Origin of the sequence: Variovorax sp. H27-G14 (assembly GCF_046156345.1) — a bacterium.
In the GTDB taxonomy this organism is placed as follows: domain Bacteria; phylum Pseudomonadota; class Gammaproteobacteria; order Burkholderiales; family Burkholderiaceae_C; genus Variovorax.
This window is the reverse complement of sequence record NZ_JAYLVN010000003.1, coordinates 555,711-581,288: the sequence shown is the minus strand read 5'-3', so window position 1 is coordinate 581,288 and position 25,578 is coordinate 555,711. Positions and strand designations below refer to the sequence as shown.

The following is a 25,578-nucleotide window of genomic DNA, read 5'->3' as shown; positions in this document are numbered from 1 at the left end:
TTTTCGCAAGCCGCAGGACCACGGCTTGCCCGCGCCATTTTTCAACGGAGGAAGAGAAAGAATGAAGTACCGGACCCTTTTGGCAACCACCCTCATCGCCGCTTCGGCGTTCTTGGCCGGCTGCGGCGACAAGGCGGACAAGGTGAATGCGGCCTCGCAAGGCCAGGCACCTGCCAAGGCCGAGCAGGCCGACAACGAGCAGAAGCAGGTAGAGAAATACAACATCTACGTCGACGTGTCGAACAACCTGCGCACCTCGTTCCAGCAGGCACGCGCGGAGTACGTGGCCCAGCAGGTGCCGCTGCTCCAGGCCAAGGCGCCGCTGACGAGCATGCGCATTCAGAACGACATTTTCGTGGACCGCTCGGCCAACAAGCTGGACAGCGCCGTGGCCATCAGCGCGCCGCTGCCCGAAATCGACGAGTCGGCCAAGGCGTTTTCCGCCGCGCTCAAGGTGCTGTCGCCGCTGAGCCGCGAGCTGAACAACTATGCCAATTCCAAGGGCTACCTGGCCGACAACGGTGAAAAGGCGCGCCAGTTGAACAAGGACTACCTGGCCGCGCTCACCGCCGTCGCGCAGGCTGAGGCCGCGTTCGACAACGGCCTGAGCGCGCGCGACCGGGCCCTGACCAAAGAGGCCTTCGAGAAGGCCCCGAAGGACACGGCCGCCTACTACCGCGCCGGGCTCATCTACCACGGCAAGCTCAACCACAACGACGCCAACGCGCTGTTCGAGTCGCCCAACGACCCGAAGGCGCTGGCCGCCTTCGAGGCCTCGCTGGCGCTGGTGGCCGACTCGGCCGCCGGCTGGAGCAAGAAGGTCAGCGAGCAGCCGCCCAGGAACGGCCGCAGCTGCGACGGCGGCATGCTGCACATTAACGCGTTCATCGGCCAGTCGCGCTCGATCGTCAAGGACGTGAAGGACGGCGTGTTCAAGCGCAAGGAAACCGGGCTGGTGGCACGCATGGGCAACGCCGGCATCGTCAACGCGGCCAACCGCTACAACCAGAACTTCGCGAACATGATCGGCCAGTTCAACCACCCGATGTGCTGAAGCGGGGCGGCGCCTGCCGCAGGCTCAGGCCGTCACGTCGACCACGATGCGGCCTTTCGCCTTGCCCGCCTCGACTGCCTCATGGGCCGACGTGGCCTCGTCGAGCGTGAAGCGGCGTGCGTCCATCAGCGGCAGGAGCCGCCCGGCTTCCACCAGCCGGGTGGCCGCTTCAAGGATCTCGCCGTGGTGCGCACGCCCACGGCCGGTGATCATCGGCAGCAGCGTGAACACGCCCGAGTAGGTCGCCGCGCGAAACGACAGCGGCGCCAGCGCGTGGGTGCCCCAGCCCAGGCAACTGACCACATGGCCGCCGTAGCGGCGCGCGGCCGTGAACGAGGCGTCGAGCACCGCGCCGCCGACCGTGTCGTACACCACGTCGAAGCCCTCGCCGCCCGTGTGCTGCGCCACATAGGCGTCGACCGAACTGGCCGCGTGGTCGATGGGCGTCGCGCCCAAGCGCCGGATGGTTTCCGCCTGCGACAGGGAGCCGGTCGCAAAAACCTTCGCGCCCAGCGAATGCGCCAGTTGCACCGCCATGTGTCCGACCCCGCCCGCACCGCCGTGCACCAGCACCGTCTGGCCGGCCTGCGTGTTCGCGCGGTCCACCAGCCCCTCCCACGCGGTGATGAACACCAGCGGCAGGCCCGCGGCCTCGCGCATGCCCAGGTTGTGCGGTTTCAGCGCGAGCAGGTCGGCGTCCACGGCGGTGTACTCGGCCAATGTGCCCTGCAGCCCGCCGATGCCGCCGGCCAGGCCGTAGACCTCGTCGCCGCGCTTGAACTTCGTCACGCCCGGGCCCACCGCCTCGACCACGCCGGCCAGGTCCATGCCAAGCACCGAAGGCAGCGGCTGCCGCGCATGGGCCGCCTGGCCGGCGCGGATCTTGGTGTCCAGCGGGTTCACGCCGCTGGCGTGGATGCGCACCAGCACCTGACCTTGGGCCGGCACGGGGCGGTCGAGACGGGCGATGCGAAAGGGCTGGCCGGCCGCGTCGAGCACGGCAGCACGCATGGTGGGAGAAGACGTCGTCATGGCGGAATTCCTTGAAGTGGTGGATCGGTGAAGCGATTGTTCGATCAACACAACTGCAAGTAAATTGACAGAACTGCAGTCTTATCATTCACAAATGAATGAACCTGCCACGCCCCCGATGGAATGGAGCGACATCCGCGTATTCCTAGCGATCGCCCGCAGCGGCACGCTGATGGGCGCCGCCCGCCAGACCGGCCTCTCGCAGCCGACCATGGGCCGCCGGCTGAAGGCGCTGGAGGCCAGCCTGTCGCTCACGTTGTTCCAGCGCACAAGCGACGGGTTCGTGCTCACGGCCGAGGGCGAGTCGGTGCTGGGCCATGCACAACGCATGGAGGAACAAGCGCTGGCCTTCCAGCGCGAACTTGCCGGCAACCAGCAGCAGCTGGAGGGCGCGCTGCGCGTGTCTTCTTCAGACTGGTTCGGCGTGCATGTTTTGTCGCCGGTGCTCGCGGGCTTCCTGCGCGCGCATCCGGGCGTCAGCATCGAGCTGCTGACCGACGCGCGGCTGCTGAACCTGGCGCGGCGCGAGGCCGACCTGGTCTTTCGCATCCAGCCCTTCGAGGAGCCGTACATCCTGCAGCGCAAGCTCATGCACATGCGCTATGCGCTCTACACGGCAGCCGGCCAGTCGCACCCCGCTGCCGGCGATGGTGAGGGCAGCGCGCTGGTCACGCTAGACCACGCCTACCGCGACTTCCCCGATGCCGTGTGGCTGCGGCGCATGCTGCCCAAGGCCCGCACCGCCTTCGGCAGCAACAACCGCGAGGCCCAGGCACTGCTGTGCGCGGCCGGCGTGGGCCTGGCCGTGCTGCCAGTGGCGCTGGGCGACGCCACGCCCGGCGTCGAGCGCGTGGACCTGGGTGAACCGCCACCAGGGCGCGACGTGTGGCTCGGCTACCACCGCGACCTGCGGCGACTGGCGCGGCTGCGGGCGCTGGTTGAACGCACGATCGAGGCGCTCACGCCGGTGCCATGAGCCCCTGTCGTCATGAAGCCGCCACCCCGTCGCCGATAATCCCGCGCATGAATCCCTTGCTTTCCAGGTTGCAGCCCTATCCCTTCGAGCGGCTGAAGCAACTGTTTGCGGGCGTCACGCCCAACCACGAATTCCGCGCCATCAGCCTGGGCATCGGCGAGCCCAAACATGCGACGCCAGCGTTCATCAAGGACGCGCTGAGTGCCGGCCTTGGCGCACTGGCGGCGTACCCGGCCACCGCCGGCGACTTGAAATTGCGCACCGCCTTCACCGATTGGCTGAAGACCCGCTACAGCCTCGCGCTGGACCCGGCCACGCAGGTGCTGCCCGTCAACGGCTCGCGCGAGGCGCTGTTCTCGCTGGCGCAAACGGTGGTCGACCCGACCGCCTCGCCCCCGCCGGTGGTGATTTCGCCCAACCCGTTCTATCAAATCTACGAGGGCGCGGCCCTGCTCTCTGGCGCCGAGCCGTACTACGTGCCGAGCGTGCCCGCGCGCAATTTCGCGGTCGACTGGGACAGCGTGCCCGAAGCCGTCTGGGCACGCACGCAGCTGGTGTTCGTGTGCTCGCCGGGCAACCCCACGGGCGCGGTGATGTCGCTGGCTGAGTGGCGCAAGCTCTTCGCGCTGTCCGATCTGCACGGCTTCGTGATTGCGGCCGACGAGTGCTACAGCGAAATCTATTTCCGTGAGGAGCCGCCACTCAGCGGCATGGAAGCCTCGGAGAAGCTCGGGCGGCCCGACTTCAAAAACCTGATCGCGCTGACCTCGCTCTCCAAGCGCAGCAACGTGCCCGGCCTGCGCAGCGGCTTCGTGGCGGGCGATGCGGCCCTCATCAAGAAGTTCTTGCTGTACCGCACCTACCACGGCAGCGCCATGAGCGGCACCGTGGGCGCAGCGAGCATCGCGGCCTGGGGCGACGAGACCCACGTGGTGGAGAACCGCGCCATGTACCGCGCCAAGTTCGCGGCCGTCACGCCGCTGCTGGAGCAGGTGCTCGACGTGCGCCTGCCCGACGCCGCCTTCTACCTGTGGGCCGGCGTGCCAGAAGTGTGGGCCGGCGACGACGAAGCCTTCGCCCGCGCGCTCTACGCTCAATACAATGTCACGGTTTTGCCGGGGAGCTACCTGGCGCGCGACACCGACCACAGCGCCAACCCAGGCCGGGGCCGCATCCGCATGGCGCTGGTGGCCGAAACGGCCGAATGCGTCGAGGCCGCCGAACGCATCGTCCGGTTCGTCAAGGGCGGCCGCTGATCTTTGGCCGATTGGCCAACACGCTTTCCCCGCACCCATTTTTCACCCGAGACTTTCTCCATGACCCAGCAACTGCAACAAATCATCGACGCCGCGTGGGAAGACCGCGCCAACATCTCGCCCACCGCCGCGTCCGCCGAAGTGCGCGATGCCGTGGACCACGTCATCACCGAGCTGAACAACGGCAAGCTGCGCGTGGCCACCCGTGAAAGCGTGGGCAAGTGGACGGTGCACCAGTGGATCAAGAAGGCCGTGCTGCTGTCGTTCCGCCTGAAGGACAACGAGCAGATTCAAGCCGGCTCGCTGGGCTTCTACGACAAGGTGCCGACCAAGTTCTCGCACCTGTCGGCCGCCGAGCTGAAGGAATCGGGCGTGCGCATCGTGCCGCCGGCCGTGGCCCGCCGCGGCAGCTTCATCGCCAAGGGCGCGATCCTGATGCCCTCTTACGTGAACATCGGCGCCTATGTGGGCGAAGGCACCATGGTCGACACCTGGGCCACCGTGGGTTCTTGCGCGCAGATCGGTGCCCATGTGCATCTGTCGGGCGGCGTGGGCATTGGCGGCGTGCTGGAGCCGCTGCAAGCCGGCCCCACCATCATCGAAGACAACTGCTTCATCGGCGCGCGCTCCGAAGTGGTCGAAGGCGTGGTGGTCGAAGAAAACTCCGTGCTCGGCATGGGCGTGTACCTCGGCCAGAGCACCCCCATCTTCAACCGCGACACCGGCGAAACCTTCTACGGCCGCGTGCCGGCCGGCAGCGTGGTCATCAGCGGCAACCTGCCCAAGAAGACCAAGTCGGGCCAGGACTACAGCACCTACGCCGCAATCATCGTGAAGACGGTCGACGCGCAAACCCGCTCCAAGACCAGCCTGAACGACCTGCTGCGCGACTGATCGTCTCCTGCCAGAGCGACAGCGTTTCCCTTAGAGAACAACAGCACCCGAGGAGAGAGACCGATGAACATGATGGAGCGAATTCTTCGTCTGATGGCCGAGCGCAAGGCCTCCGACATCTATCTGTCGGCCCACTCCCCGGTGCTGATCCGCATCAACGGCAACTGCGTGCCCATCAACGCGCAGGTGCTGCCGCCCTCCGCGCCGCTGGCGCTGCTTGCCGAAGTGGTGCCGGCGGAGCGCATTCAGGAGCTGGAGCACACGGGCGAACTGAACATGGCCGTCGCCCTGGAAGGCGCCGGCAACTACCGCGTGAGCGCCATGCGCCAGCGCGGCAGCTACGCGGTGGTGGTGCGCCACATCAGCGCCACCATTCCGAGCTTTGCAGAGCTGAACCTGCCCGACATTCTGAAGACGCTCATCATGGAAAAGCGCGGGCTGATCCTGATGGTGGGCGCCACCGGCGCCGGCAAGACGACCACGCTGGCCTCGATGCTGGACTACCGCAACGAGCACGCCAGCGGCCACATCCTCACGGTGGAAGAGCCGATCGAGTTCACCTTCACCAACAAGAAGTCGGTGGTGAACCAGCGCGACGTGGGCAGCGACACAGAGTCGCTGCAAACGGCGCTGAAGAACGCGCTGCGCCAGGCGCCCGACGTGATTCAGATCGGCGAAATTCGCGACCGCGACACCATGACCGCCGCCATCGCGTATGCGCAGTCGGGCCACCTGTGCGTGGCCACGCTGCACGCCAACAACAGCTACCGCGCGCTGAACCGCATCCTGAGCTTCTACCCGGTCGAGGTGCGCGCCACGCTGCTGGGCGACCTGGGCGGCGCGCTGCGCGCCATCGTGTCGCAGCGCCTGCTGCGCACGCCCGCCAGCGGCCGCGTGCCGGCGCTGGAGGTCATGCTCAACACCGCGCTGGTGGCCGAGCTGATTGAAAAAGGCGACTTCTCCGGCGTCAAGGAGGCCATGGAAAAGTCGATGGCCGAAGGCTCGCAGACCTTCGAGGAAGACATCGCCCGCCTTGTCACCGAAGAGCGCGTGAGCCGCGAAGAGGGCCTGGCCCAGGCCGATTCGCCCACCAACCTGATGTGGCGCCTGCAGAACCGCGCCGCGCCCAAGCAGCAGATAGACGACCGCGCCCTCACCGACCAGGTCGACGAACCCACCTTCACAGACATCACGCTGGACGTGAAGTTCTGAACCAGCCCTCCCCGGCCTTTTTTCCGATGTCCCGTACGCTCCAGCTCGCCGAACAACTCATCTCGCGCCCCTCCGTCACCCCTGACGACGCGGGCTGCCAACAGATCCTCGGCGAGCGGCTGGCGGCACTGGGCTTCACGCTGGAAACCATCGAGAGCGGCCCGGCCGACTTTCGCGTGACCAACCTGTGGGCGGTGCGCCGCCCCGTGAACGCAAAGGCCACCAAGACGCTGGTGTTCGCCGGCCACACCGACGTGGTGCCCACCGGCCCGGTCGAGCAATGGACCAGCCACCCATTCACCCCCACGCACCGCGACGGCAAGCTGTACGGCCGCGGGGCCTGCGACATGAAGACCTCGGTGGCCGCCTTCGTGGTGTCGATCGAGGAGTTTCTGCAGGCCGTGCCCGAGCCCCGGCTCACGCTGGCGCTGCTGCTCACCAGCGATGAAGAGGGCCCCGGCGTCGACGGCACCGTGGTCGTGTGCAACACACTGGCCGCGCGCGGCGAGGTGCTCGACTACTGCATCGTCGGCGAGCCCACTGCCGTGGAGCGCTGCGGCGACATGATCAAGAACGGCCGCCGCGGCACCATGAGCGGCAAGCTCACGGTGAAGGGCGTGCAAGGCCACATCGCCTACCCGCACCTGGCGAAGAACCCAGTGCATTCGGTGGCGCCCGCGCTGGCCGAACTGGTGGCACTGAACACGGCCGGCGGCTGGGACGCCGGCAACGCGTACTTCCAGCCGACCAGTTGGCAGATCAGCAATTTCCATTCGGGCACGGGCGCAAGCAATGTGATTGCCGGCAGCGCGGTGATCGACTTCAACTTTCGCTTTTCGACCGAATCGACACCCGAGTCGCTGCAGCAACGCGTGCACGCCGTGCTCGACGCGCACCAGGTCGACTACACGCTGGCCTGGACCATCGGCGGCCTGCCCTTTCTGACCACGCCGGGCGAGCTGGTCGCGGCCGTGCAGGGCGCCATCCGCGAAGAGACGGGCATCGAGACCGAACTGTCGACCAGCGGCGGCACCAGCGACGCGCGCTTCATTGCCAAGGTGTGCAAGCAGGTGGTGGAGCTGGGCCCGGTGAACGCGAGCATCCACAAGATCGACGAGCACATCGACGTGGCCGAGATCGAGACGCTGAAGAACATCTACGTGCGCACCTTGAAGCAGCTGGACGCTGCGCTCGAGGCATGAGCACCGTCATTGAACTGATCGAAGCCGGCGCCAAGCGCCTGCAGGACGCTGGCGTGGCCTTCGGCCATGGCACGGCCACCGCCTTCGACGAAGCGGCCTGGCTGGTGCTGTGGCGCCTGAAGCTGCCGCTGGACGACATCGACGCCGCCGCAGACACCCCCGTGTCGAGCGCCGACGCCGCCAAGGTGGCCGCGCTCATCGACGAACGCATTGCCACGCGCAAGCCCGCCGCCTACCTCACCAAGGAGGCCTGGCTGCAGGGCGTGCCGTTCTACGTGGACGAGCGCGCCATCGTGCCGCGCAGCTTCATTGCCGAGCTGATTGCCGACGGCAGCATCGACTACTGGCTGGGCCCGCACACGCAGCGCGTGCTCGACCTGTGCACCGGCAATGGCAGCCTGGCCGTGCTGGCGGCGCTGACTTACCCCGACGTGACCGTGGACGCCGCTGACCTGTCGGTCGAGGCGCTGGAGGTGGCGGCCATCAACGTCACCCGCCACCAGCTCGACGGGCGCGTCACGCTGATTGCCTCGGACGGCCTGGCGAACGCGCCCGGCCCCTACGACCTGGTGTTGTGCAACCCGCCCTACGTCAACAGCGAGAGCATGGCCGCCCTGCCCGCCGAATACCTGGCCGAGCCCGAACTGGCGCTGGCCGGCGGCACCGACGGCATGGACTTCGTGCGCCGCATGTTCGCCGACGCGCCCTCGCGCATGAGCGAGCAGGCCGTGCTGGTGCTGGAAATCGGCAACGAGCGCGACCACTTCGAAGCTGCCTTCCCGCGGCTGGAGGTGGTGTGGCTCGAAACCTCGGCGGGCGAGGACCAGGTCTTGCTTGTGAGCCGCACCGCCCTGGCTGGCCTGCCGGGCGCGAACCCGGTGGCCGGCGCCGGCACGCGTTAGCGCCGCCCACCTCCACTTCCCCGGCACCTTCAGCCGCTTTCTCGCAGTCATTGGCTGCGATTCCCAGTTTCCAGGCGATATCCCCGCGCCTTTGTCCCTTTTCGCCGAGCCGAAAGGGCCGCGCGGGATAATCGCTCCTACGGTTCCTCTTTCATGATTACTCTCAAAAACGTCATTCTTCGCCGCAGCGCCAAGAAACTCCTCGACGGCGCCACCGTCAACCTCAACCCCGGTGAAAAAGTCGGCCTCGTGGGGCGAAACGGCGCAGGCAAGTCCTCGCTGTTTGCGCTCTTCAACGGCTCGCTGCACGAAGACGGCGGCGACTTCTATGTGCCCAAGCAGTGGCGCATGGCCCAGGTGGCGCAGGACATGCCTGAAACCGACGAGTCGGCCACCGAGTTCGTGGTGGGCGGCGACACCCGCCTGACCGAGCTGCGCGCCACGCTGGCCGCCATCGAGGCCGCCTACACCGAGAACCCCGACGACGCCGACATCGGCATGGAACTGGCCCACGCCTACACCGACCTGGCCGATGCCGGCGAGCACGACGCCGTGCCGCGCGCGCAGGCGCTGATTCTGGGGCTGGGCTTCAAGTCGAGCGAGCTCGACGGCGCCGTCAACAGCTTCTCGGGCGGCTGGCGCATGCGGCTGCAACTGGCCCGCGCGCTGATGTGCCCGAGCGACCTGCTGCTGCTCGACGAACCCACCAATCACTTGGACCTGGACGCCCTGGTGTGGCTCGAAGCCTGGCTGCAGAAGTACGCCGGCACCATGATCGTCATCAGCCACGACCGCGAGTTTCTCGACGCCGTGACCGACGTCACCCTGCACATCGCCAACGCGCAGCTCACGCGCTACGGCGGCAACTACAGCGCCTTCGAAACCCTGCGCGCCGAGCAGATGGCGCTGCAGCAAACCGCCTTCAGCAAGCAGCAGGACAAGATCGCTCACCTGCAGAAGTTCATCGACCGCTTCAAGGCCAAGGCCAGCAAGGCCAAGCAGGCGCAAAGCCGCGTGAAGGCGCTGGAGCGCATGGAAAAGGTGGCGCCGCTGCTGGCCGAAGCCGACTTCACCTTCGAGTTCAAGGAGCCGGGCAACATTCCCAACCCGATGCTGTCGATCAGCAACGCGAGCTTTGGCTATGAGATCGAAGACGCCGCGCCCAAGACCATCCTGCGCGGCGTGAGCCGCTCGGTGCTGGCGGGCCAGCGCATCGGCATCCTGGGCGCCAACGGCCAGGGCAAGTCGACGCTGGTGAAGACCATTGCGCGCGAAATGGGCGCGCTGGCCGGTGAAGTGACCGAGGGCAAGGGCCTGAACATCGGCTACTTCGCGCAGCAGGAACTCGACGTGCTGCGCCCGCAGGACAACCCGCTCGAGCACATGGTGCGCATGGCCCGCGAAATGGGCAGCAACGCGAAGGAAGCCACCGGCGAGCAAGCGCTGCGCGGCTACCTGGGCAGCTTCAACTTCAGTGGCGACATGGTCAAGCAGGCCGTGGGCACCATGAGCGGCGGCGAAAAGGCCCGCCTTGTACTGGCAATGATGGTGTGGCAGCGCCCCAACCTGCTGCTGCTTGACGAGCCCACCAACCACCTGGACCTGGCCACGCGCGAAGCACTGGCCGTGGCGCTCAACGAATTCGAAGGCACGCTGATGCTGGTGAGCCACGACCGTGCGCTGCTGCGCTCGGTGTGCGACGAGTTCTGGCTGGTGGGCCGCGGCGTGGTCGCCGACTTCGACGGCGACCTGGACGACTACCAGCGCTACCTGCTGGACGAAGCCAAGCGCATGCGCGAAGAAGCCAAGGTGGCGGTGCGTGAAGCGGCCAATGTGGCTGCCACCGCGGCCGCCGCGCCGGCCGCGGCGCCAGCACGCAAGCAGGACGCCCAGGAGCGCCAGCAGCGCAGCGAGCAGGCCAAGCCGCTCAAGCGCGAAATTGCCCAGATCGACGAACGCATGGCCGCCGCCAGCACCGAGCGCACCGCGCTCGAGGCGCGCATGAGCCAACCGCTGCCCGCAGCCGAGATTGCCGATGCCGGCAAGCGGCTGAAGGCTTTGAACGACGAAATCGGCCGCCTCGAAGAGCGCTGGCTGGCCCTGTCGGACCAGCTGGAAGCGCTCGCGGCCTGAACCTGAAAAAGGGCATTGCATGCCGTCTGCCATCGAACTCGCCGGGAGCGATGAAAAGCTCATCGCCGCCATCCACCGCAGCCGCAGGCTGATCGGCCGCAAGGCCCTGATGGCGGCGGCGGCCAGCGCCGTGCCGCTGCCCGGCATCGACTGGGCGGCCGACGCGGCCCTGCTCTCGCGGCTGGTGCCGCAGATCAGCGCCGAGTTCGGCCTGTCGGTCACGCAGATCGAAAAGCTCGCGCCGCAGCAGCGCGAGCGCATCCAGAAGGCGGCCACCACGGTGGGCGCCCTGCTGGTGGGACGGCTGGTGACGCGCGACCTGCTGATCCGCCTGGCCAAGCACGCGGGCATGCGCCTGACCGCCAAGCAGGCGACCAAGTACGTGCCCATTGCGGGGCAGCTGGTGTCGGCGGCGCTTGGCTATGCGGCCTTGCGTGCGCTGGGCGAGCAGCACATCAAGGACTGCGTGCGCGTCAGCGCCACGCTCGCACTCTCGCCGCCCGAACCGCACGCGAGCGCCTGAGCGCCTCGCGGTCGAACAGCACCTGCGCCGCCCACGCGGCGCAGACCAACCCGAAGCACCCCACACCGGCGAGTGCCGGGCGCGCCGCCATCAGTCCATAGACAAGCCCCACGGCGGACAGCAAGGCCAGCAGCGCGCACAGCGCGCGGTCGAGCCTCAGGCCCGACGGCAACGGGCCATGCACGCCTCAGTCATGCGGCAAGGAGGCGCGCAGCATGGGCGCGGGCTGCAGCGCCTGCTCCTTGAGCTGCTGCTCGTAGGCGCCCAACAGCGCTACGTAGTGGCGCGACATCACATCGCTGACCCGCCCCAGGCCGATCTTGCTGATCGTGGGCTGCGGTATGCCGGTCTTTCGTTCGATCTGCTTTTGCGTGAGCCCCATGGCCCTCAGCGCCAGCACCAACTCGCGTGGCTTCATGGCGATTCCTCCCTTTTTTTCATATTCTAGAGTCCAATTAGAATATTCATCTGGGCTTAAATCCCTACGAATGGAGACCATAGCCAAACGCGCATTGGCAGCGCGCAAATACGCCAAGATGACTCAGAAGCAGGCCGAGGCTGTTTCGGGTGTCAAACAATCAAGCATTTCGAAGATCGAGCGGGGGGGAACCACCCGCTCGATGAGCGTGCTGCCGCTCGCACGCGCCTACGGGGTCGATCCGAACTGGCTCCACACCGGCGACGGCGCCGCGCCCGGAGAACATCGCCAGATTCCGCTGGGCGGCTACCGCGTGAACGAGCCCCCTGGCGCGTACCGCGTGCTGCACATGGCGCCGGACAGCCCGTCGTTCATGCCGCGCACGCCGGGCACGGTGCCGGTCATCACCTGGGAGGACGCGGCCCACTGGGAAGACCGAAACACCGCCCAGCAGAGCCAGCCCGAGCGCTGGATACCCTGCATCGCGCATCACAGCCTGGACACCTACGTGCTGCGCATGCGCGGCAACAGCATGACCGCGAGCAGCGGCCAGTTGAAGAGCTACCCGGCCGGCTCGCTCGTGTTCGTCGACACGCAACTGAAGACACCCGACGACGGCGAGCGCGTCATCGCGCGCATCGACGAAACGGGTGAGGTGACATGCAAGGTGTTCAAGAGCGAGGACGGCAAGCGTTGGCTGCTGCCGCTGAACCCGAAGCACGAGGCCATTCGCATGGCGTTCACCGTGCTGGGCACGGTGGTGGGCAAGTGGGAAGACGAGGACTGAGCCTGAGTGCAGGAGAAGTCTTAGCGAAGACTTAGCAGCCGACTGTTCATCGTCTTTCGGCAGCAGATTGCGAAGAGGTCAGGTTGTATGCAGGTTCACAAGAGATATTCAAGTCTCTCCCTGTGGCCTGCAATCCTCTGATCCTCCCTCCTCCAGCAGGTCACCTTCCAGCCCGCCTTCGTGCGGGCTGTTTTTTTTAGAGGCTTGTTGCTCGCCCCCAGGCTTCGCGCACTTCGTGTCGCTTCTCCTTCCCCCTACCGGGGGCAACACCTGAGGCCCGGCAAAGCCGGTTCCTCGGTGTTTCTGGAACAAGGCGGGAGCCCTGAGCTTCCCGCTCTTTTTTTACTTGGGCAACAGCACCTTGTTGACCACGTGGATCACGCCGTTCGACTGGTAGACGTTGGGAATGGTCACCGTGGCGGTGCCGCCCTTTTCGTCGGTGATCATGATCTTGCCGCCCTTTTCCTTGGCCACCAGCACGCCGCCGGCCACGGTCTTCAGTTCGGCCGAGCCCTTGCCGGCCTTGATTTCCTTCTTCAGTTCGGCCGCGTCGAGCTTGCCCGGCACCACGTGGTAGGTCAGCACGCGGTCAGGGCGTCCTTGCTCTCGGGCTTGAGCAGCGTGTCGACGGTGCCGGCCGGCAGTGCGGCAAAAGCGGCGTTGGTGGGTGCGAACACGGTGAACGGACCCGGGCCCTTGAGCGTGTCGACCAGGCCCGCAGCCTTCACGGCGGCAACCAGCGTGGTGTGGTCCTTGGAGTTGACGGCGTTGTCGATGATGTCCTTGGTCGGCAGCATCGCTGCACCGCCCACCATGACAGATGCCGCCATGGCCGAGAAGGCCCCTGCGGACAGCGCGACGGCGAGAGAGACGGCGGCGATGCGATGAAGTTTGTTCTGCATGGAAATTGCTCCTGATGAATGAATGAACCACCGCGAAATGGCAGCGGCTGACATCAATACGGGAGCCCGCGCGGAACAGATTCGGCCACGGCCAAAAGAAAAACACCGCCACGCTTCGCGCCGCCCGAACGCATTTCACGCCATGTAGTACCAATTTCGTCGCATCCCTATGGCGACGCGGCCTCCGGGCGGCGACATTCGGCAACAAGTCAGGTACCCGGGCCGTTCCGGGTGTACAACCGCTGCCCCATGCCACATCGACAAAATCACGCGTTGGAGGATTCACCCTTTTCGCCGCGCGCGGCCCCCGCGCGCCGACGAACAGGGTGGTCGGTTCCCGGCATTGCCGGGTTCCCCGGGGCCATGCAGGGTGCCGTGCTCGGCGCCACTTTGCTGCTGAGCGCCTGCGCTGTCGGGCCCGATTTCAAGACGCCCGACCTGCCCGCCGCGGCCCAGGCACCCGACTACACCCCGTCGCCCATGCCCCCGCGCACCGCCGAGGCCGACGTGCCGGGCGGCCAGGCGCAGACGCTGCTGCCGGGCCGCGACATTCCCGCCCAGTGGTGGGACGTGTTCCATTCCGAGCCGCTCGACCAGCTGATTCGCGCCTCGCTCGCACAAAGCCCCACGCTGGCCTCCGCACAGGCCGCGCTGCGCCAGGTCGAGGCCACCTACGACGCCAAGTCCGGCAACCTGCTGTGGCCGCAGGTGTCGGCGCAGCTTGGCGCGCAGCGCGAACGGGCCTCGGAAATCAGCACGCAGGTGCCGGGCGGCCAGCTGCTCACGCTGTACAACGCCTCGGTCAACGTGAGCTACAACCTCGACGTGTTCGGTGGCTCGCGCCGCCAGCTCGAAGGCGCGCAGGCGGCCATCGAGGCGCAGCGCTACCAGGTCGAGGCCGTGTACCTCACGCTCACCTCCAACCTTGTCACCACGGCCATCCGCGAAGCCTCGCTGCGGGCGCAGTTGCAGGCCGCGCTCGAAGTGCTGCAGGCGCAGCGCGAGCAGCTCAACGTGATCGAAAGGCAGTTCGACACCGGCGCCATTGCCAAGTCGATCGTGCTGCAGCAGCGCACGCAGCTGGCGCAGACCACGGCCACGCTGCCGCCCATTCAGAAGGCGCTGGCGCAAACCCGCCACCAGCTCGCGGTGTTCGCGGGCCGCCTGCCGTCGGAGGCCGGCCTGCCCGAGTTCGACCTGGCCAGCCTCTCGCTGCCCGACACCCTGCCGCTGTCGCTGCCTTCCGAGCTGGCCCGCCAGCGGCCCGACGTTCGCGCCAGCGAGGCCCAGCTGCACCAGGCCAGCGCGGCGGTCGGCGTGGCCACGGCCAACCTGTATCCGCAGATTCAGCTGAGCGGTAGCTACGGCAACACCGCCCTGCGTGCGCGCGACCTGTTCAGCGGCCCGACCACGCTATGGAACATCGGCGCCGGGCTCACGCAGCCGATCTTCAATGGCGGTGCCCTGCGCGCCCAGCAGCGCGCGGCGGTGGCGGCCTACGACTCGGCGGTGGCGCAGTACCGCAACACGGTGCTCGGCGCCTTCCAGAACGTGGCGGATGCCCTGCGCGCGCTGGAGCTGGACGCCACAGCACTGCAGACGCAGGCCACGGCCGAGGCGCTGGCCAAGCAGTCGCTGGACCTGTCCACCGTGCAGTTCCGCGCGGGTGCCGTGAGCTACGTGACGCTGCTGACCGCGCAGCAGGCCTGGCTGCAGACCCACACCGCGCTGGTGCAGGCGCAGGCCGCGCGCTACGCCGACACCGCAGCACTGTTCCAGGCGCTGGGCGGTGGCTGGTGGAACCGCGGCGATTTGGCCAACGCAGCCATCGCGCCGGGACTGCCCGCGTCGCCCGAGCAGGCTGCGCGCGCGACGCCATGACAAGCCGTGGCCGCAACGCCCCAACAGGCCGCAGCCAAGAACTGCCCCCTCCAAAAACTCCAAGAAAAGCCTACCTATGACCCGGAGAATGATCATCATGATCGGCTGCGTTCTGCTGCTGGTCGCCGTGCTCGCGCTCGGCAAGTTCCTGCAGATTCGCGCGCTCATTGCGGCCGTGCCCAAGCCGGGCGCGCAGACCGTCTCCACGGTGGCGGTGCAGAAGCTGCAATGGCAGTCGCAGTTTGCCGCCGTGGGCACGCTGAACCCGGTGCGCGGCGCCGACCTCAGCACCGAGGTGGCGGGCCTTGTGCGCACCGTGCACTTCAAGTCGGGGCAGGACGTGAAGGCCGGCGCGCTGCTGGTCGAACTCAATGCCGACTCCGACATCGCCCTGCTGCATTCCGCCGAAGCCGCCGCCGCGCAGGCCGCCACCGTGCTCAAGCGCGATCAGGCGCAGCTGGCGGTGCAGGCCGTGAGCCAGGCGCAGATCGACGCCGACACCAACGACCTGAAGGCCAAGCGCGCGCAGGTCGAGCAGCAGGCCGCGGTGGTCGCGAAGAAGTCGATCCGCGCGCCCTTCTCGGGCCGCCTGGGCATCTCGGGCCTGAACCCGGGGCAGTACGTGAATGCGGGCGACAAGCTGGTCACGCTGCAGACGCTGGACCCGATCTACGCCGACTTCTCGCTGCCGCAGCAGCAGCTCGCAGGTCTGGCCGTGGGCCAGGTGGTGAACCTGTCGGTCGACACCTTTCCGGACCAGGTCTTCAGCGGCAAGATCAACGCCATCAGCCCGAAGGTGGACGCCGCCACGCGCAACGTGCAGGTCGAAGCCACCGTGGCCAACCCCAAGCAGGCGCTGCTGCCCGGCATGTTCGCCAACGTGAAGATCGACATCGGCGGAGCGCAGGAGCAGCTCACGCTGCCCTCCACTGCCGTCACCTACAACCCGTACGGCTCGACGGTGTACGTGGTGAAGCAGGCCGAGCCGCCCAAGGCGGGTGCTGCCGGTGCCCCCGGCGCCCCCGGCACGCCAGCCCCCACCCCAGCTACCGACGCCTCCGGCAAACCGCAGCTCATCGCCCAGCAGGTCTTCGTCGAAACAGGCGCTACGCGCGGCGACCAGATTGCCATCGTCAAGGGGCTGGAGGCCGGCCAGGTGGTGGTCAGCAGCGGCCAGAACAAGCTGAAGAACGGCACGCCGGTGACGGTGGACAACAGCGTCCAGCCCACCAACGACGCCAACCCGAAGCCGCAGGAAAAGTGAGGCTGCCCGCATGAACTTCACCGACATCTTCATTCGCCGGCCAGTGCTGGCGATGGTGGTGAGCCTGCTGATCGTGGTGCTGGGGCTGCGCGCGTTGTCCGGCCTGCCGGTCAACCAGTACCCCAAGACCGAGAACGGCGTGGTCACCATCAGCATCACCTACTTTGGCGCGGACGCGGCCACGGTCGCGGGCTTCATCACCCAGCCGCTGGAGGCGGCCGTGTCGCAGGCGCAGGGCATCGACTACCTGTCTTCTTCCAGCAGCCTGGGCGTGTCGACCATCACGGCCACGCTGCGGCTGAACTACGACTCCAACCGCGCGCTGACCGAGATCAACACGCAGGTGAACTCGGTGCGCAACCAGTTGCCGCCGCAGGCGCAGCAGCCGGTGCTCACCGTGGCCACGGGCCAGACCACCGATGCCATGTACATCGGCTTCTACAGCGACACGCTGCCCAACAACAACGTGACCGACTTTCTGGTGCGCGTGGTGCAGCCCAAGCTCAACGCCATTCCCGGCGTGCAGACCGCCGAGATACTGGGCGCGCGCACCTTCGCGCTGCGCGCCTGGCTCGACGCCCAGAAAATGGCCGCCTACGGCGTGACCGCCACCGACGTCAGCACCGCGCTGGCCGCCAACAACTACCTGGCGGCCATCGGCACCAGCAAGGGCCAGATGGTGAGCGTGCCGCTCACGGCGGGCACCTCGCTGCACAGCGTGGACGAGTTCAAGCAGCTGTCGGTCAAAAGCAGCAACGGCGCCATCGTGCGGCTGCAGGACGTGGCCAACGTCACGCTGGGTTCGGAGAACTACAACTTCAACGTGGCCTTCAACGGCGTGCGCTCGGTGTTCATCGGCATCAAGGTGGCACCCGAGGCCAACATCCTGGATGTGGCCAAGCAGGTGCGCACCGTGTTCCCCGACCTGCAGTCGCAGTTGCCCACGGGCCTGACGGGCAAGATCGTCTACGACTCGACCGACTTCATCAACACCTCCATCACCGAAGTGATCAAGACGCTGGTGGAGGCGCTGATCATCGTGACGGTGGTGATCTACCTGTTCCTGGGCAGCTTCAGGGCAGTGGTGGTGCCTTTGATTGCCATGCCGCTGTCGCTCATCGGCACCTTCTTCGTGATGCTGGTGCTGGGCTACTCCATCAACCTGCTCACGCTGCTGGCGCTGGTGCTGGCGATCGGGCTGGTGGTGGACGACGCCATCATCGTGGTGGAGAACGTCGACCGGCACATGCGCGAGGGCAAGTCGCCCATGCAGGCTTCGCTGCTTGCCGCGCGCGAGCTGGGCGGGCCCATTCTGGCGATGACCGTGGTGCTGGTGGCGGTGTATGTGCCCATCGGTTTTCAGGGCGGGCTCACGGGCTCGCTGTTCACCGAATTCGCCTTCACCCTGGCGGGCTCGGTGGTGGTGTCGGGCGTGGTGGCGCTCACGCTGTCGCCCATGATGTGCTCGCGCTTCTTCAAGCCCGAGCAGGACAGCGGCAAGTTCGCCGCCGCCATCGAGCGCACCTTCGAGCGCGTGCACCACCGCTACCAGCTGATCTTGCGCGGGGTGCTGAAGACCTGGCCCGTGATGATCGTCATGGGCGTGATCCTGGTGGCGCTGCTGTTCGTGATGTTCAAGATGTCGAAGTCGGAGCTGGCGCCCGAGGAGGACCAGGGCATCGTGCTGTCGCAGGTGGTGGGCGCGCCCACGGCCACCATCGACCAGATGCAGACCTATGCGGACCAGATCTTCAAGGTGGCGCACGACACGCCCGAGTACGAGCAGCTGTTTCAGCTGACCGGCGTGCCCAGCACCAACGCGGGCATTGCCGGCGTGCTGCTCAAGCCCTGGGACCAGCGCACGCGCAATGCGCACGACATTCAGACCGACCTGCAAAAGCGCTGGAACGGCATTGCCGGCGCCAAGGTGGTGGCCTTCCAGTTTCCGGCGCTGCCGGGCGCCTCGGGCCTGCCGGTGCAGTTCGTCATCAAGACCACCGAGCCCTTCGAGAACCTGAACACGCTGGCGCAACAGGTGATGGACAAGGCCCGTGCGGAAGGCAAGTTCTACTACATCGATGCCGACCTGAAGATCGATCTGCCCCAAGCCACCGTGGTGGTCGACCGCGACAAGATAGCCACGCTGGGCATCACCCAGCAGGACGTGGGCAATGCGATGGGCGCGGCGCTGGGCGGCGGCTACGTCAACTACTTCTCCATTGCGGGTCGCTCTTACAAGGTGATTCCGCAGGTGCAGCAGGTCGACCGGCTCAACCCGTCGGACGTGCTGAACTTCTACATCAAGACTCCGAACGGCGTGGTGCCCGCCAGCACCGTGGCCAGCCTGAAATACACCGTGCAGCCCGAGACGGTGAACCACTTTCAGCAGCTGAACTCCGTGACCATTCAGGGCGTGCCCAGCGGCACGCAGGGCGAAACGCTGGAGTACCTGCGCGGCGTGGTGCAGCAGCTGGCGCCCAGCGGGTACACGGTCGACTACTCGGGCCAGTCGCGCCAGTTCGTGCAGGAGTCGGGCAACTTCGCCATCACCTTCCTGTTCGCGCTGATCATCGTGTTCCTGGCGCTGGCCGCGCAGTTCGAGAGCTTTCGCGACCCGGTGGTCATTCTGGTGTCGGTGCCGCTGGCGCTGTTCGGCGCCATGATCTTCATCTTCTGGGGCTTCGCCTCGATGAACATCTACACCCAGGTGGGGCTGGTGACGCTGATGGGCCTCATCAGCAAGCACGGCATTCTGATCGTCGAGGTGGCCAACCGGCTGCAGAAGCAGGGGCTGAGCAAGCTGGACGCCATCGTCGAGGCAGCAGGCACACGGCTGCGGCCCATCTTGATGACCACGGCGGCCATGGTGTTCGGCGTGCTGCCGCTGGTCATTGCATCGGGCGCCGGTGCGGCCGGGCGCAAGGCAATGGGCATCGTGATCTTCAGTGGCCTGTCGATCGGCACGCTGTTCACGCTGTTCGTGGTGCCGGCGATGTACCTGGCGATTGCGGCGCGGCACAAGAAGGAAGAAGGGGCCGATGCATCGCATGCCGCGGGCTCGCATGAGACACCGCCCGCGCTGCCGGGCCAGGTGGCGCCGGAGGCCTGAACCAGGTGCTGAACCGGGTGCAGCCTGGCCCGTTCAGCATCGCGGCGCTCAGCCTGTTCGCTTGGCCCTGGCCTCGCCTTCCTGGCCTTCCTCGCGTTTGGCGAACCACGCCATCAGGTCGAGCGCGGGCAGCGGATGCGAAAAGAGAAAACCCTGCAGCTCGTCGCAGCCCATGGCCAGCAGGATGTCGCGCTGCGCCTCGTTCTCCACCCCCTCGGCCACCACGCTCAGCCCCAGCGCATGGGCCAGGCGAATGACCGCATCCACCACGGCGCGGGCGTCGTCCTTGAACTGAAGGTCCTGCACGAAGCTGCGGTCGATCTTCACCTGCCGCGCGGGCAGCTTGCGCAAATGGCTCAGGCTGGAATAGCCGGTGCCGAAGTCGTCGATCGACAGAAACACGCCCACCCGCGCCAGGCCCTCGAAGGTGCGCTGCGTTGCCTTGATGTCTTCCATGGCCACCGACTCGGTGATCTCGCACAGCAGCAAAGAAGCCGGCACCCCGTGCCTGGCCAGCGCCTGCTCCACGCGCGCAACAAAGTCGATCTCGCGCAGTTGCATGACCGACAGGTTCACTGCCACGCACATCCATGTGCCCTGTGCCTTCCACTGCGCAATCTGGCGGCAGGCTTCGTCCAGGATCCAGTCGCCCAGGCGCACGATGAGGCCGAAGCGCTCGGCCAGCCCGATGAACTCGTTGGGGCCGATCAGCCCGTGCTTCGGGTGGTTCCAGCGCACCAGCGCCTCCACCCCGCTGAGGCTGTTGCCCACGCCGTTGATCTTGGGCTGGTAGTACAGCTCGAACTGCTTCAGCTCGACCGCCTGGCGCAGGTCGCTTTGCAGCTGCAGTTGCTTGGCGACGTCGGCGCCCATGTGCGACTCGAACATCACGTAGTTGCCACCGCCCGCGCGCTTGGCCTCGTACATGGCAGCGTCGGCGTTGGCCACCAGCTTGCCGGGCTCGCCCTGCTCCGGGTGCAGCACGATGCCGATGGAGCACGCAATCTGCAGTTGCTTGCCCATCACGTTGAACGGCTCGCTCAAGGTGCGCAGCACGCGGTTGGCGGCCTGCGCGCATTCGGCGCGGTCGCGCACGCCTTCCAGCAACAGCAGGAACTCGTCGCCGCCGATGCGCGCCACCGTGTCGCTGTTGCGCGCGGTCTGGCTCAAACGGTGCGCGGCGGCCCGCAGTATCTGGTCGCCCGCCGCATGGCCGAAGGAATCGTTCACGGGCTTGAAGCCGTCGAGGTCGACAAACAGCACCGCGATGCGCTCTTCCACCTGCAGCTGGTTGGCCCGCTCCATGCGCAGCAACGCGTGCCGCAGCCGGTCTTCGAACAGCACCCGGTTGGGCAGGCCGGTCAGCGCATCGGTGAACGCGCGCTTTTGCAGCTCGCGGTTGGCCTGCATGAGTTCGGCGTTGGCCTGCTCCAGCGAACTCGACAGCCGCTTGGCCACCATTTGCAGCCGCGACTCCAGAATCGATGTGAACAGCGTGCCGAACAGCAGCAGGCCCGAGGCCAGCGAGACGATGGCCGTGAGCTCCGTGCCGTAGAGCGCGTCGGCGCTGCGGCAGACCGAGTCGGCCGGAAAGTTGGCCGCCGCCATGCCGGTGTAGTGCATGCCGCAGATCGCAATGCCCATCACCACCGCGGCCAGCAACTGAAAAGCCACGCGGTGGGCGTTGTGCACGTCACCCAGAAACTTGAAGATCACCAGCGCCGCCGCAGACGCCCCCAGCCCGATCAGCAGCGACAGCACCACGGTCGGCAGGTGCCACACGATGGGCGGCGACATGTCGAGCGCCGCCATGCCGATGTAGTGCATGCCGCAGATGCCCACCGCCATGGCCAGGGAGGCGACGGCAATGCGCCGCAGGCTGTAGTCGGCCTCGCTGGCCACCCACAGCGCAATGCCCGACGCGGTGACGCCGGCCACCCAGGAGGTGAACGTCATCGACCCCGAAAAGCCCAGCGCAATCGGTAGCGAGAAGCCCAGCATGCCCACGAAGTGCATCGACCAGATGCCGGTGCCCATGGCAAACGAGCCAATGGCCCACCACAGCAGATGCGGCCGCCCGCTGGCATGCCGAACGCGGCGCGACAGGTCCAGCGCCACATAGGAGGCGAGCGTTGCCAGCAGCAGCGACGCGGCGACCACCCACAGGTTGTAGTGCGAAGGAAGGAAGGCGGGAGCTGTATTCACTGTGCAGATGACACTCGAGTTCGTCCGGCAGGTAGCGTGCCACAGCGGACAAGAAAAAAGCCAGCTGTCTTGTCGAGAGCTGGCTATGATGTCCGGCAAAAGGTTCTGGTAGGACGTACTGGATTCGAACCAGTGACCAACGGATTAAAAGTCCGCTGCTCTACCAACTGAGCTAACGTCCCGGAACCATTTTTTTGCTTCTTGCCGACGTTGAATCCGGCAAAGCCTAAGATTATAGCGCGAGGTTCGAGGCTATTTTGTCGAGAACCCAACCTGCCGCACATTGACCGAAAGTTGCGGTCACGCTCACCACCGATCCGTACCCGTGGCAATTGAGCGAACCGTAGCCTTCAATGGCACACGACGCATCGGGCGGCGCCACGCTTTCGCGGCTGAAGACACAAGTCACGCCGATCTTGCGGCCTTCGCGCGGCGCACCGTGCTCCTTGCGCAGGCGTTGACGCAGTTGCGCCAGCAGCGGGTCGTGCGTGACCAGCGACAGGTCTTCGATGTCGACCTTGTGCGCCTGCCGCTTGCCACCCGCCGCGCCCACCGTGATGAACGCCGCGCTCGCAGCCCGTGCCCACGCCGCCATGGCGACCTTGGCCTTCACCTGATCGCAGGCGTCGATGACCGCGGTGACAGCACCGTTGGCCGCCTGCGCTGCATCGAGCAACGCCGTCCAATTGCCGGGCTCGACGAAATCGTCGATCGCGTGCACCTGACACTCCGGGTTGATCTGCGCAATGCGATCGCGCATGGCCTCGACCTTGGCTTGCCCGACCGTGGATTCCAGCGCGTGGATCTGGCGGTTGATGTTCGACTCCGACACATGGTCGAGGTCGATCATCGTCAAGTGCCCTACCCCGCTGCGCGCCAGCGCCTCCACCGCCCACGAACCCACGCCGCCGATGCCCACGACCAGCACGTGCGCATGGCGAATGCGCGCGGCACCCGCCACGCCATACAGGCGCTCGAGCCCGCCGAAGCGACGCGCAAAGTCAGGCGCCGCGGCGTCGGTGAAGACATCCGAGGCGGCAGGAGGAATGACAGCAGCAGTGATGACGTCGCTCAAGCGGAAAACGCCACCCGCATCAACGCAGGCGCGAGAGACGCTCGCGGCCGGCCTGTGCGGCTTCCGACTGCGGATAGGCCTTGCTCAGGTCTTCCAGCGTGCGGCGCGCGGCGCGCGTGTCCTTCAGCTCGATCTGGCAGTTCGCGATCGACAGCACGGCCTCGGGGGCCTTGGCATGGTCGGGCGCAAGCGAGAGCATGGAGCGGAAATTCGCGATGGCTTCGTTGTAGTTGCGCGTGGCGTACTGCGCATTGCCCAGCCAGAACAGCGCCGAGGCGTTGTAGCCGCTTTGCGGATAGCGCTTCACGAATTCGGCGAACGCGGTTTGCGCCTGCGCGAACTGGCCCGCGCGGAACACACCGAGGGCGGCGTCGAAGTCGGCCTTTTCCTTGGGGTCGGCATTGAACTCGCGGCCGTCCACCGACACCTTCGAGGGCTCGCTCTGCTTGAGCTTGTCATCAAGGGAGGTCTGGCGCGACTGCATGTCGCTCAACGTTCGCGTGAGCTGCTCGTTCTGGCCCGTCATGCGCGCCAGGTCACCACGCATCTGCTCGATCTGATTCTGCAGGTCGAGCAGGCTGCGCCGCAACTGGCCGTTGTCATCGGTCAGGCGCTGGTCGGTCTGCTGGCGCATGGCCTCCACGCGCTGGCGCAGATCGAGAATGGCCTTGCGGGCTTCGTCATCCTCGAACAGCGCCGCTTGCGAGCCTACCGAAGCGCACAGCAAGGCCGCAGCCAGCGCCGCGCCTCGCAACACAGCGCGCTGCATCACCGGCGGTACGTGATTTCGGCGCGGCGGTTTTGCGCCCACACTTCTTCACCCGAGCCGGTGGCGGCGGGCTTTTCCTTGCCGAAGCTCACGGCTTCGATCTGGTTGTCGCTCACGCCCAGCAGGGTCAGAGCGCGACGCACAGCTTCGGAGCGCTTCTGGCCCAGTGCCAGGTTGTACTCGCGGCCGCCACGTTCGTCGGTGTGACCTTCGATGGAGATGCGGCGTTGCGGGTTGGACTTCAGGAAACGCGCATGACCGTCGATGGCCGACTGGAACTCGGGCCTGACCGTGTAGCTGTCGTAATCGAAGTAGATGACGCGCGCCACATTCACAGGGCCTTGCGCGGTGCCGCCGAACTCGTCGGTGGTAACCGGCGCTACGGAGCTCTGGCCTTGCTGACCACCAGCCGTGCCGGAGCGGTCGGTCACCGGCGTGTCGTTGAGCTTGGTGCCCGACGAGCAACCGGCAATAAGGGCCACGATGGCCAGCGAATAAATCGTACGTTTCAACATTTCAAACTCCTCAAATAAACCTGGTCATTGCTTTTGAAACGGACCCCAGTCCGGTTCTCTTATGTCTCCCGCCTGTCCTGCAAGTCGGGCTTTTATTTTTCCATCCAGCGTGGTCGTCATCAGGGCCTCGCGTCCTTGCAGATGCGTGGCATAGACGATCAATTTGCTGTTGGGTGCAAAACTCGGGCTTTCGTCGGCGGTCGTATCGGTAATGGCATTCACCGTGCCGGTGGCCAACTCCATCACATGGAGTTTGAAGGCACCACCCACACGGGAGATGTAGGCCAACCACCGGCCATCGCCGCTGACGGACGGAGAGATGTTGTAGGTGCCGCTGAAGGTCACGCGCGTCGGGTTGCCGCCGCTCGCGCCCATCTTGTAGATCTGCGGCGCGCCGCCGCGGTCACTCACGAAGTAGATGGTGCTGCCATCGGCCGAGTAGACCGGCTCGGTGTCGATGCTGGAGCTCTGGGTCAGGCGGCGCGGTTCACCGCCGCTGGCGGGAATGGTGAACAGCTGCGAGCCACCGTCGCGGCTGAGCGTGACGGCCAGCGAATTGCCGTCCGGTGCCCAGGCCGGCGCGCTGTTGGAGCCCTTGAAGTTGGCAAGCAGCCGGCGCTGGCCGCTGGCCACGTTGTGCACGTACACCACCGGCTTGCGCGACTCGAAAGACACGTACGCCAGCTGCTGGCCATTGGACGACCAGCAAGGCGAAATGATGGGCTCGGGGCTGGCCAGCGCGGCCTGGGCGTTCTCGCCATCGGCGTCGGCCACCCACAGCGAATAGCGGCTGCCGCCCTTGGTCACGTAGGCAATGCGGGTCGAGAAGATGCCCTTTTCACCGGTCAACTTTTCGTAGACGTAGTCGGCAATGCGGTGCGAGGCCAGGCGAAGGTCGCCCTGCGGGACGGTGTAGCTCTGACCACCGAGGTCTTGACCCTTCACCACGTCCCACAGGCGAAAGCGCACGTCGAAGCGGCCATCGGCCAGCTTGCTGACGCTGCCCACCACGAGCGAGTCGGCGGTGCGCTGGCGCCACAGCGACAGGTCGGGGCGCGAGGCCTCGTCCAGCGCCTGGCCCGAGGCGTCGACGCCGCGGAACTGGCCGCTGCGTTCCAGGTCGGCCTGGACGATGTCCGAGATCTTCTGCGGCGAGCTTTCCTGTCCCTTGAAGGGAACGAGCGCAATTGGCAACTGCGTGAGCCCCACGCCCGACACCTCGACCCGGAATTGGGCCAGTGCGGGGAGCATGGGGGTGGCAGCAAGGGCCGCAATGAGCGTGCGGCGTGCAAATAGCGATGAAGAAGGAGTTGGAATTGGAGTTGGCAACGGCTTGTTCATGCGGTTCGGAGAGGTTTCCGGTGAAAAAGTTTCTTCCCGGGCTAGACGGGCCACATGTTACACACTGCCCCGGACACGCCGTCACAAAACGTTTATCCGGCGAAGCGGTCCTACAGAGGGCCTGCAAT

20 protein-coding genes, 1 tRNA gene and 1 pseudogene are annotated in these 25,578 nt (G+C 66.5%); 13 read left to right on the top strand and 9 right to left on the bottom strand.

Annotated features, from left to right (window positions below):
* The first annotated feature begins 61 nt into the window (after nucleotides 1-61).
* Nucleotides 62-1,054 carry a DUF3829 domain-containing protein gene (locus tag VLK31_RS11735; protein ID WP_409168562.1) on the top strand — a complete coding sequence of 331 codons (993 nt, stop codon included), beginning with the start codon at nucleotides 62-64 and terminating at the stop codon, nucleotides 1,052-1,054.
* A gap of 24 nt (nucleotides 1,055-1,078) precedes the next feature.
* On the opposite strand, the gene VLK31_RS11730 is transcribed toward VLK31_RS11735, so the two are convergent.
* Nucleotides 1,079-2,086, bottom strand: coding sequence for a zinc-dependent alcohol dehydrogenase family protein (locus tag VLK31_RS11730; RefSeq protein WP_409168561.1), 1,008 nt, complete (start codon nucleotides 2,084-2,086; stop codon nucleotides 1,079-1,081).
* A gap of 94 nt (nucleotides 2,087-2,180) precedes the next feature.
* Here VLK31_RS11730 and VLK31_RS11725 point away from each other — a divergent pair, with 94 nt between their 5' ends.
* The 8 genes from VLK31_RS11725 to VLK31_RS11690 all read left to right on the top strand — a co-directional run bounded on the left by VLK31_RS11725 (nucleotide 2,181) and on the right by VLK31_RS11690 (nucleotide 11,184).
* On the top strand, nucleotides 2,181-3,062 hold the full coding sequence (locus VLK31_RS11725) for a LysR family transcriptional regulator (RefSeq protein WP_409168560.1): 882 nt from the start codon (nucleotides 2,181-2,183) through the stop codon (nucleotides 3,060-3,062).
* A 47-nt stretch (nucleotides 3,063-3,109) separates the two neighbouring features.
* Nucleotides 3,110-4,318 carry a succinyldiaminopimelate transaminase gene (gene dapC, locus VLK31_RS11720; protein WP_409168559.1) on the top strand — a complete coding sequence of 403 codons (1,209 nt, stop codon included), beginning with the start codon at nucleotides 3,110-3,112 and terminating at the stop codon, nucleotides 4,316-4,318.
* A gap of 60 nt (nucleotides 4,319-4,378) precedes the next feature.
* Nucleotides 4,379-5,212, top strand: a complete 834-nt coding sequence (gene dapD, locus VLK31_RS11715) for a 2,3,4,5-tetrahydropyridine-2,6-dicarboxylate N-succinyltransferase (protein WP_409168558.1) — start codon at nucleotides 4,379-4,381, stop codon at nucleotides 5,210-5,212.
* Nucleotides 5,213-5,275: 63 nt separating this feature from the next.
* Nucleotides 5,276-6,424, top strand: coding sequence for a PilT/PilU family type 4a pilus ATPase (locus VLK31_RS11710; protein WP_409168557.1), 1,149 nt, complete (start codon nucleotides 5,276-5,278; stop codon nucleotides 6,422-6,424).
* Nucleotides 6,425-6,450: 26 nt separating this feature from the next.
* On the top strand, nucleotides 6,451-7,626 hold the full coding sequence (gene dapE / locus VLK31_RS11705; RefSeq protein WP_409168556.1) for a succinyl-diaminopimelate desuccinylase: 1,176 nt from the start codon (nucleotides 6,451-6,453) through the stop codon (nucleotides 7,624-7,626).
* A complete protein-coding gene (gene prmB, locus VLK31_RS11700; RefSeq protein WP_409168555.1) occupies nucleotides 7,623-8,528 on the top strand; it encodes a 50S ribosomal protein L3 N(5)-glutamine methyltransferase in 906 nt (301 codons plus the stop codon). The genes dapE and prmB overlap by 4 nt, the downstream gene beginning before the upstream one ends.
* 153 nt (nucleotides 8,529-8,681) lie before the next feature.
* Nucleotides 8,682-10,661 (top strand): ABC-F family ATP-binding cassette domain-containing protein, encoded by a 1,980-nt coding sequence (locus VLK31_RS11695; RefSeq protein ID WP_409168554.1) that lies wholly within the window; start codon nucleotides 8,682-8,684, stop codon nucleotides 10,659-10,661.
* A 19-nt stretch (nucleotides 10,662-10,680) separates the two neighbouring features.
* Entirely contained in the window at nucleotides 10,681-11,184 is a 504-nt protein-coding gene (locus VLK31_RS11690) for a hypothetical protein (RefSeq protein ID WP_409168553.1), read from the top strand.
* Nucleotides 11,185-11,371: 187 nt separating this feature from the next.
* On the opposite strand, the gene VLK31_RS11685 is transcribed toward VLK31_RS11690, so the two are convergent.
* A complete protein-coding gene (locus VLK31_RS11685) occupies nucleotides 11,372-11,602 on the bottom strand; it encodes a helix-turn-helix domain-containing protein (protein WP_409168552.1) in 231 nt (76 codons plus the stop codon).
* A 70-nt stretch (nucleotides 11,603-11,672) separates the two neighbouring features.
* On the opposite strand from VLK31_RS11685, the gene VLK31_RS11680 reads away from it, so the two are divergent.
* Nucleotides 11,673-12,389: a LexA family protein gene (locus tag VLK31_RS11680; RefSeq protein WP_409168551.1), complete on the top strand. Its 717-nt coding sequence runs from the start codon at nucleotides 11,673-11,675 to the stop codon at nucleotides 12,387-12,389.
* Between the two features lie 342 nt (nucleotides 12,390-12,731).
* Here the strand turns inward: VLK31_RS11680 and VLK31_RS11675 are convergent.
* A pseudogene (locus VLK31_RS11675) lies at nucleotides 12,732-13,291 on the bottom strand (fasciclin domain-containing protein).
* A gap of 375 nt (nucleotides 13,292-13,666) precedes the next feature.
* Here VLK31_RS11675 and VLK31_RS11670 point away from each other — a divergent pair.
* The 3 genes from VLK31_RS11670 (at nucleotide 13,667) to VLK31_RS11660 (ending at nucleotide 19,545) form a co-directional block, all read left to right on the top strand.
* Nucleotides 13,667-15,172, top strand: coding sequence for an efflux transporter outer membrane subunit (locus tag VLK31_RS11670; protein ID WP_409168550.1), 1,506 nt, complete (start codon nucleotides 13,667-13,669; stop codon nucleotides 15,170-15,172).
* Nucleotides 15,173-15,260: 88 nt separating this feature from the next.
* Entirely contained in the window at nucleotides 15,261-16,436 is a 1,176-nt protein-coding gene (locus VLK31_RS11665; RefSeq protein ID WP_409168729.1) for an efflux RND transporter periplasmic adaptor subunit, read from the top strand.
* Nucleotides 16,437-16,446: 10 nt separating this feature from the next.
* Entirely contained in the window at nucleotides 16,447-19,545 is a 3,099-nt protein-coding gene (locus tag VLK31_RS11660) for an efflux RND transporter permease subunit (RefSeq protein ID WP_409168549.1), read from the top strand.
* 48 nt (nucleotides 19,546-19,593) lie between these two features.
* Here the strand turns inward: VLK31_RS11660 and VLK31_RS11655 are convergent, their stop codons facing one another.
* The 6 genes from VLK31_RS11655 to tolB all read right to left on the bottom strand — a co-directional run bounded on the left by VLK31_RS11655 (nucleotide 19,594) and on the right by tolB (nucleotide 25,360).
* The gene (locus VLK31_RS11655; protein ID WP_409168548.1) at nucleotides 19,594-21,750 is read right to left on the bottom strand and encodes a putative bifunctional diguanylate cyclase/phosphodiesterase; all 2,157 of its coding nucleotides are present in this window, start codon (nucleotides 21,748-21,750) and stop codon (nucleotides 19,594-19,596) included.
* Between the two features lie 106 nt (nucleotides 21,751-21,856).
* Nucleotides 21,857-21,932 (bottom strand) — tRNA-Lys (locus VLK31_RS11650).
* Nucleotides 21,933-21,982: 50 nt separating this feature from the next.
* A complete protein-coding gene (locus tag VLK31_RS11645; RefSeq protein WP_409168547.1) occupies nucleotides 21,983-22,825 on the bottom strand; it encodes a ThiF family adenylyltransferase in 843 nt (280 codons plus the stop codon).
* A 19-nt stretch (nucleotides 22,826-22,844) separates the two neighbouring features.
* Nucleotides 22,845-23,594, bottom strand: coding sequence for a tol-pal system protein YbgF (ybgF, locus tag VLK31_RS11640; protein ID WP_409168728.1), 750 nt, complete (start codon nucleotides 23,592-23,594; stop codon nucleotides 22,845-22,847).
* On the bottom strand, nucleotides 23,594-24,109 hold the full coding sequence (gene pal / locus VLK31_RS11635) for a peptidoglycan-associated lipoprotein Pal (RefSeq protein WP_409168546.1): 516 nt from the start codon (nucleotides 24,107-24,109) through the stop codon (nucleotides 23,594-23,596). The genes ybgF and pal overlap by 1 nt, the downstream gene beginning before the upstream one ends.
* A gap of 24 nt (nucleotides 24,110-24,133) precedes the next feature.
* The gene (gene tolB / locus VLK31_RS11630; protein WP_409168545.1) at nucleotides 24,134-25,360 is read right to left on the bottom strand and encodes a Tol-Pal system beta propeller repeat protein TolB; all 1,227 of its coding nucleotides are present in this window, start codon (nucleotides 25,358-25,360) and stop codon (nucleotides 24,134-24,136) included.
* Between the last annotated feature and the right edge of the window lie 218 nt (nucleotides 25,361-25,578).

What these genes read in the sequence shown, in the direction of transcription:
- pal (WP_409168546.1), bottom strand. Translation starts at nt 24,109, where the DNA reads ATGTTGAAACGTACGATTTATTCGCTGGCCATCGTGGCCCTTATTGCC.
- VLK31_RS11690 (WP_409168553.1), top strand. Translation starts at nt 10,681, where the DNA reads ATGCCGTCTGCCATCGAACTCGCCGGGAGCGATGAAAAGCTCATCGCC.
- dapE (WP_409168556.1), top strand. Translation starts at nt 6,451, where the DNA reads ATGTCCCGTACGCTCCAGCTCGCCGAACAACTCATCTCGCGCCCCTCC.
- dapD (WP_409168558.1), top strand. Translation starts at nt 4,379, where the DNA reads ATGACCCAGCAACTGCAACAAATCATCGACGCCGCGTGGGAAGACCGC.
- VLK31_RS11725 (WP_409168560.1), top strand. Translation starts at nt 2,181, where the DNA reads ATGAATGAACCTGCCACGCCCCCGATGGAATGGAGCGACATCCGCGTA.
- VLK31_RS11735 (WP_409168562.1), top strand. Translation starts at nt 62, where the DNA reads ATGAAGTACCGGACCCTTTTGGCAACCACCCTCATCGCCGCTTCGGCG.
- VLK31_RS11730 (WP_409168561.1), bottom strand. Translation starts at nt 2,086, where the DNA reads ATGACGACGTCTTCTCCCACCATGCGTGCTGCCGTGCTCGACGCGGCC.
- VLK31_RS11710 (WP_409168557.1), top strand. Translation starts at nt 5,276, where the DNA reads ATGAACATGATGGAGCGAATTCTTCGTCTGATGGCCGAGCGCAAGGCC.
- VLK31_RS11660 (WP_409168549.1), top strand. Translation starts at nt 16,447, where the DNA reads ATGAACTTCACCGACATCTTCATTCGCCGGCCAGTGCTGGCGATGGTG.
- VLK31_RS11680 (WP_409168551.1), top strand. Translation starts at nt 11,673, where the DNA reads ATGGAGACCATAGCCAAACGCGCATTGGCAGCGCGCAAATACGCCAAG.
- VLK31_RS11685 (WP_409168552.1), bottom strand. Translation starts at nt 11,602, where the DNA reads ATGAAGCCACGCGAGTTGGTGCTGGCGCTGAGGGCCATGGGGCTCACG.
- prmB (WP_409168555.1), top strand. Translation starts at nt 7,623, where the DNA reads ATGAGCACCGTCATTGAACTGATCGAAGCCGGCGCCAAGCGCCTGCAG.
- VLK31_RS11665 (WP_409168729.1), top strand. Translation starts at nt 15,261, where the DNA reads ATGATCATCATGATCGGCTGCGTTCTGCTGCTGGTCGCCGTGCTCGCG.
- VLK31_RS11695 (WP_409168554.1), top strand. Translation starts at nt 8,682, where the DNA reads ATGATTACTCTCAAAAACGTCATTCTTCGCCGCAGCGCCAAGAAACTC.
- tolB (WP_409168545.1), bottom strand. Translation starts at nt 25,360, where the DNA reads ATGCTCCCCGCACTGGCCCAATTCCGGGTCGAGGTGTCGGGCGTGGGG.
- dapC (WP_409168559.1), top strand. Translation starts at nt 3,110, where the DNA reads ATGAATCCCTTGCTTTCCAGGTTGCAGCCCTATCCCTTCGAGCGGCTG.
- ybgF (WP_409168728.1), bottom strand. Translation starts at nt 23,594, where the DNA reads ATGCAGCGCGCTGTGTTGCGAGGCGCGGCGCTGGCTGCGGCCTTGCTG.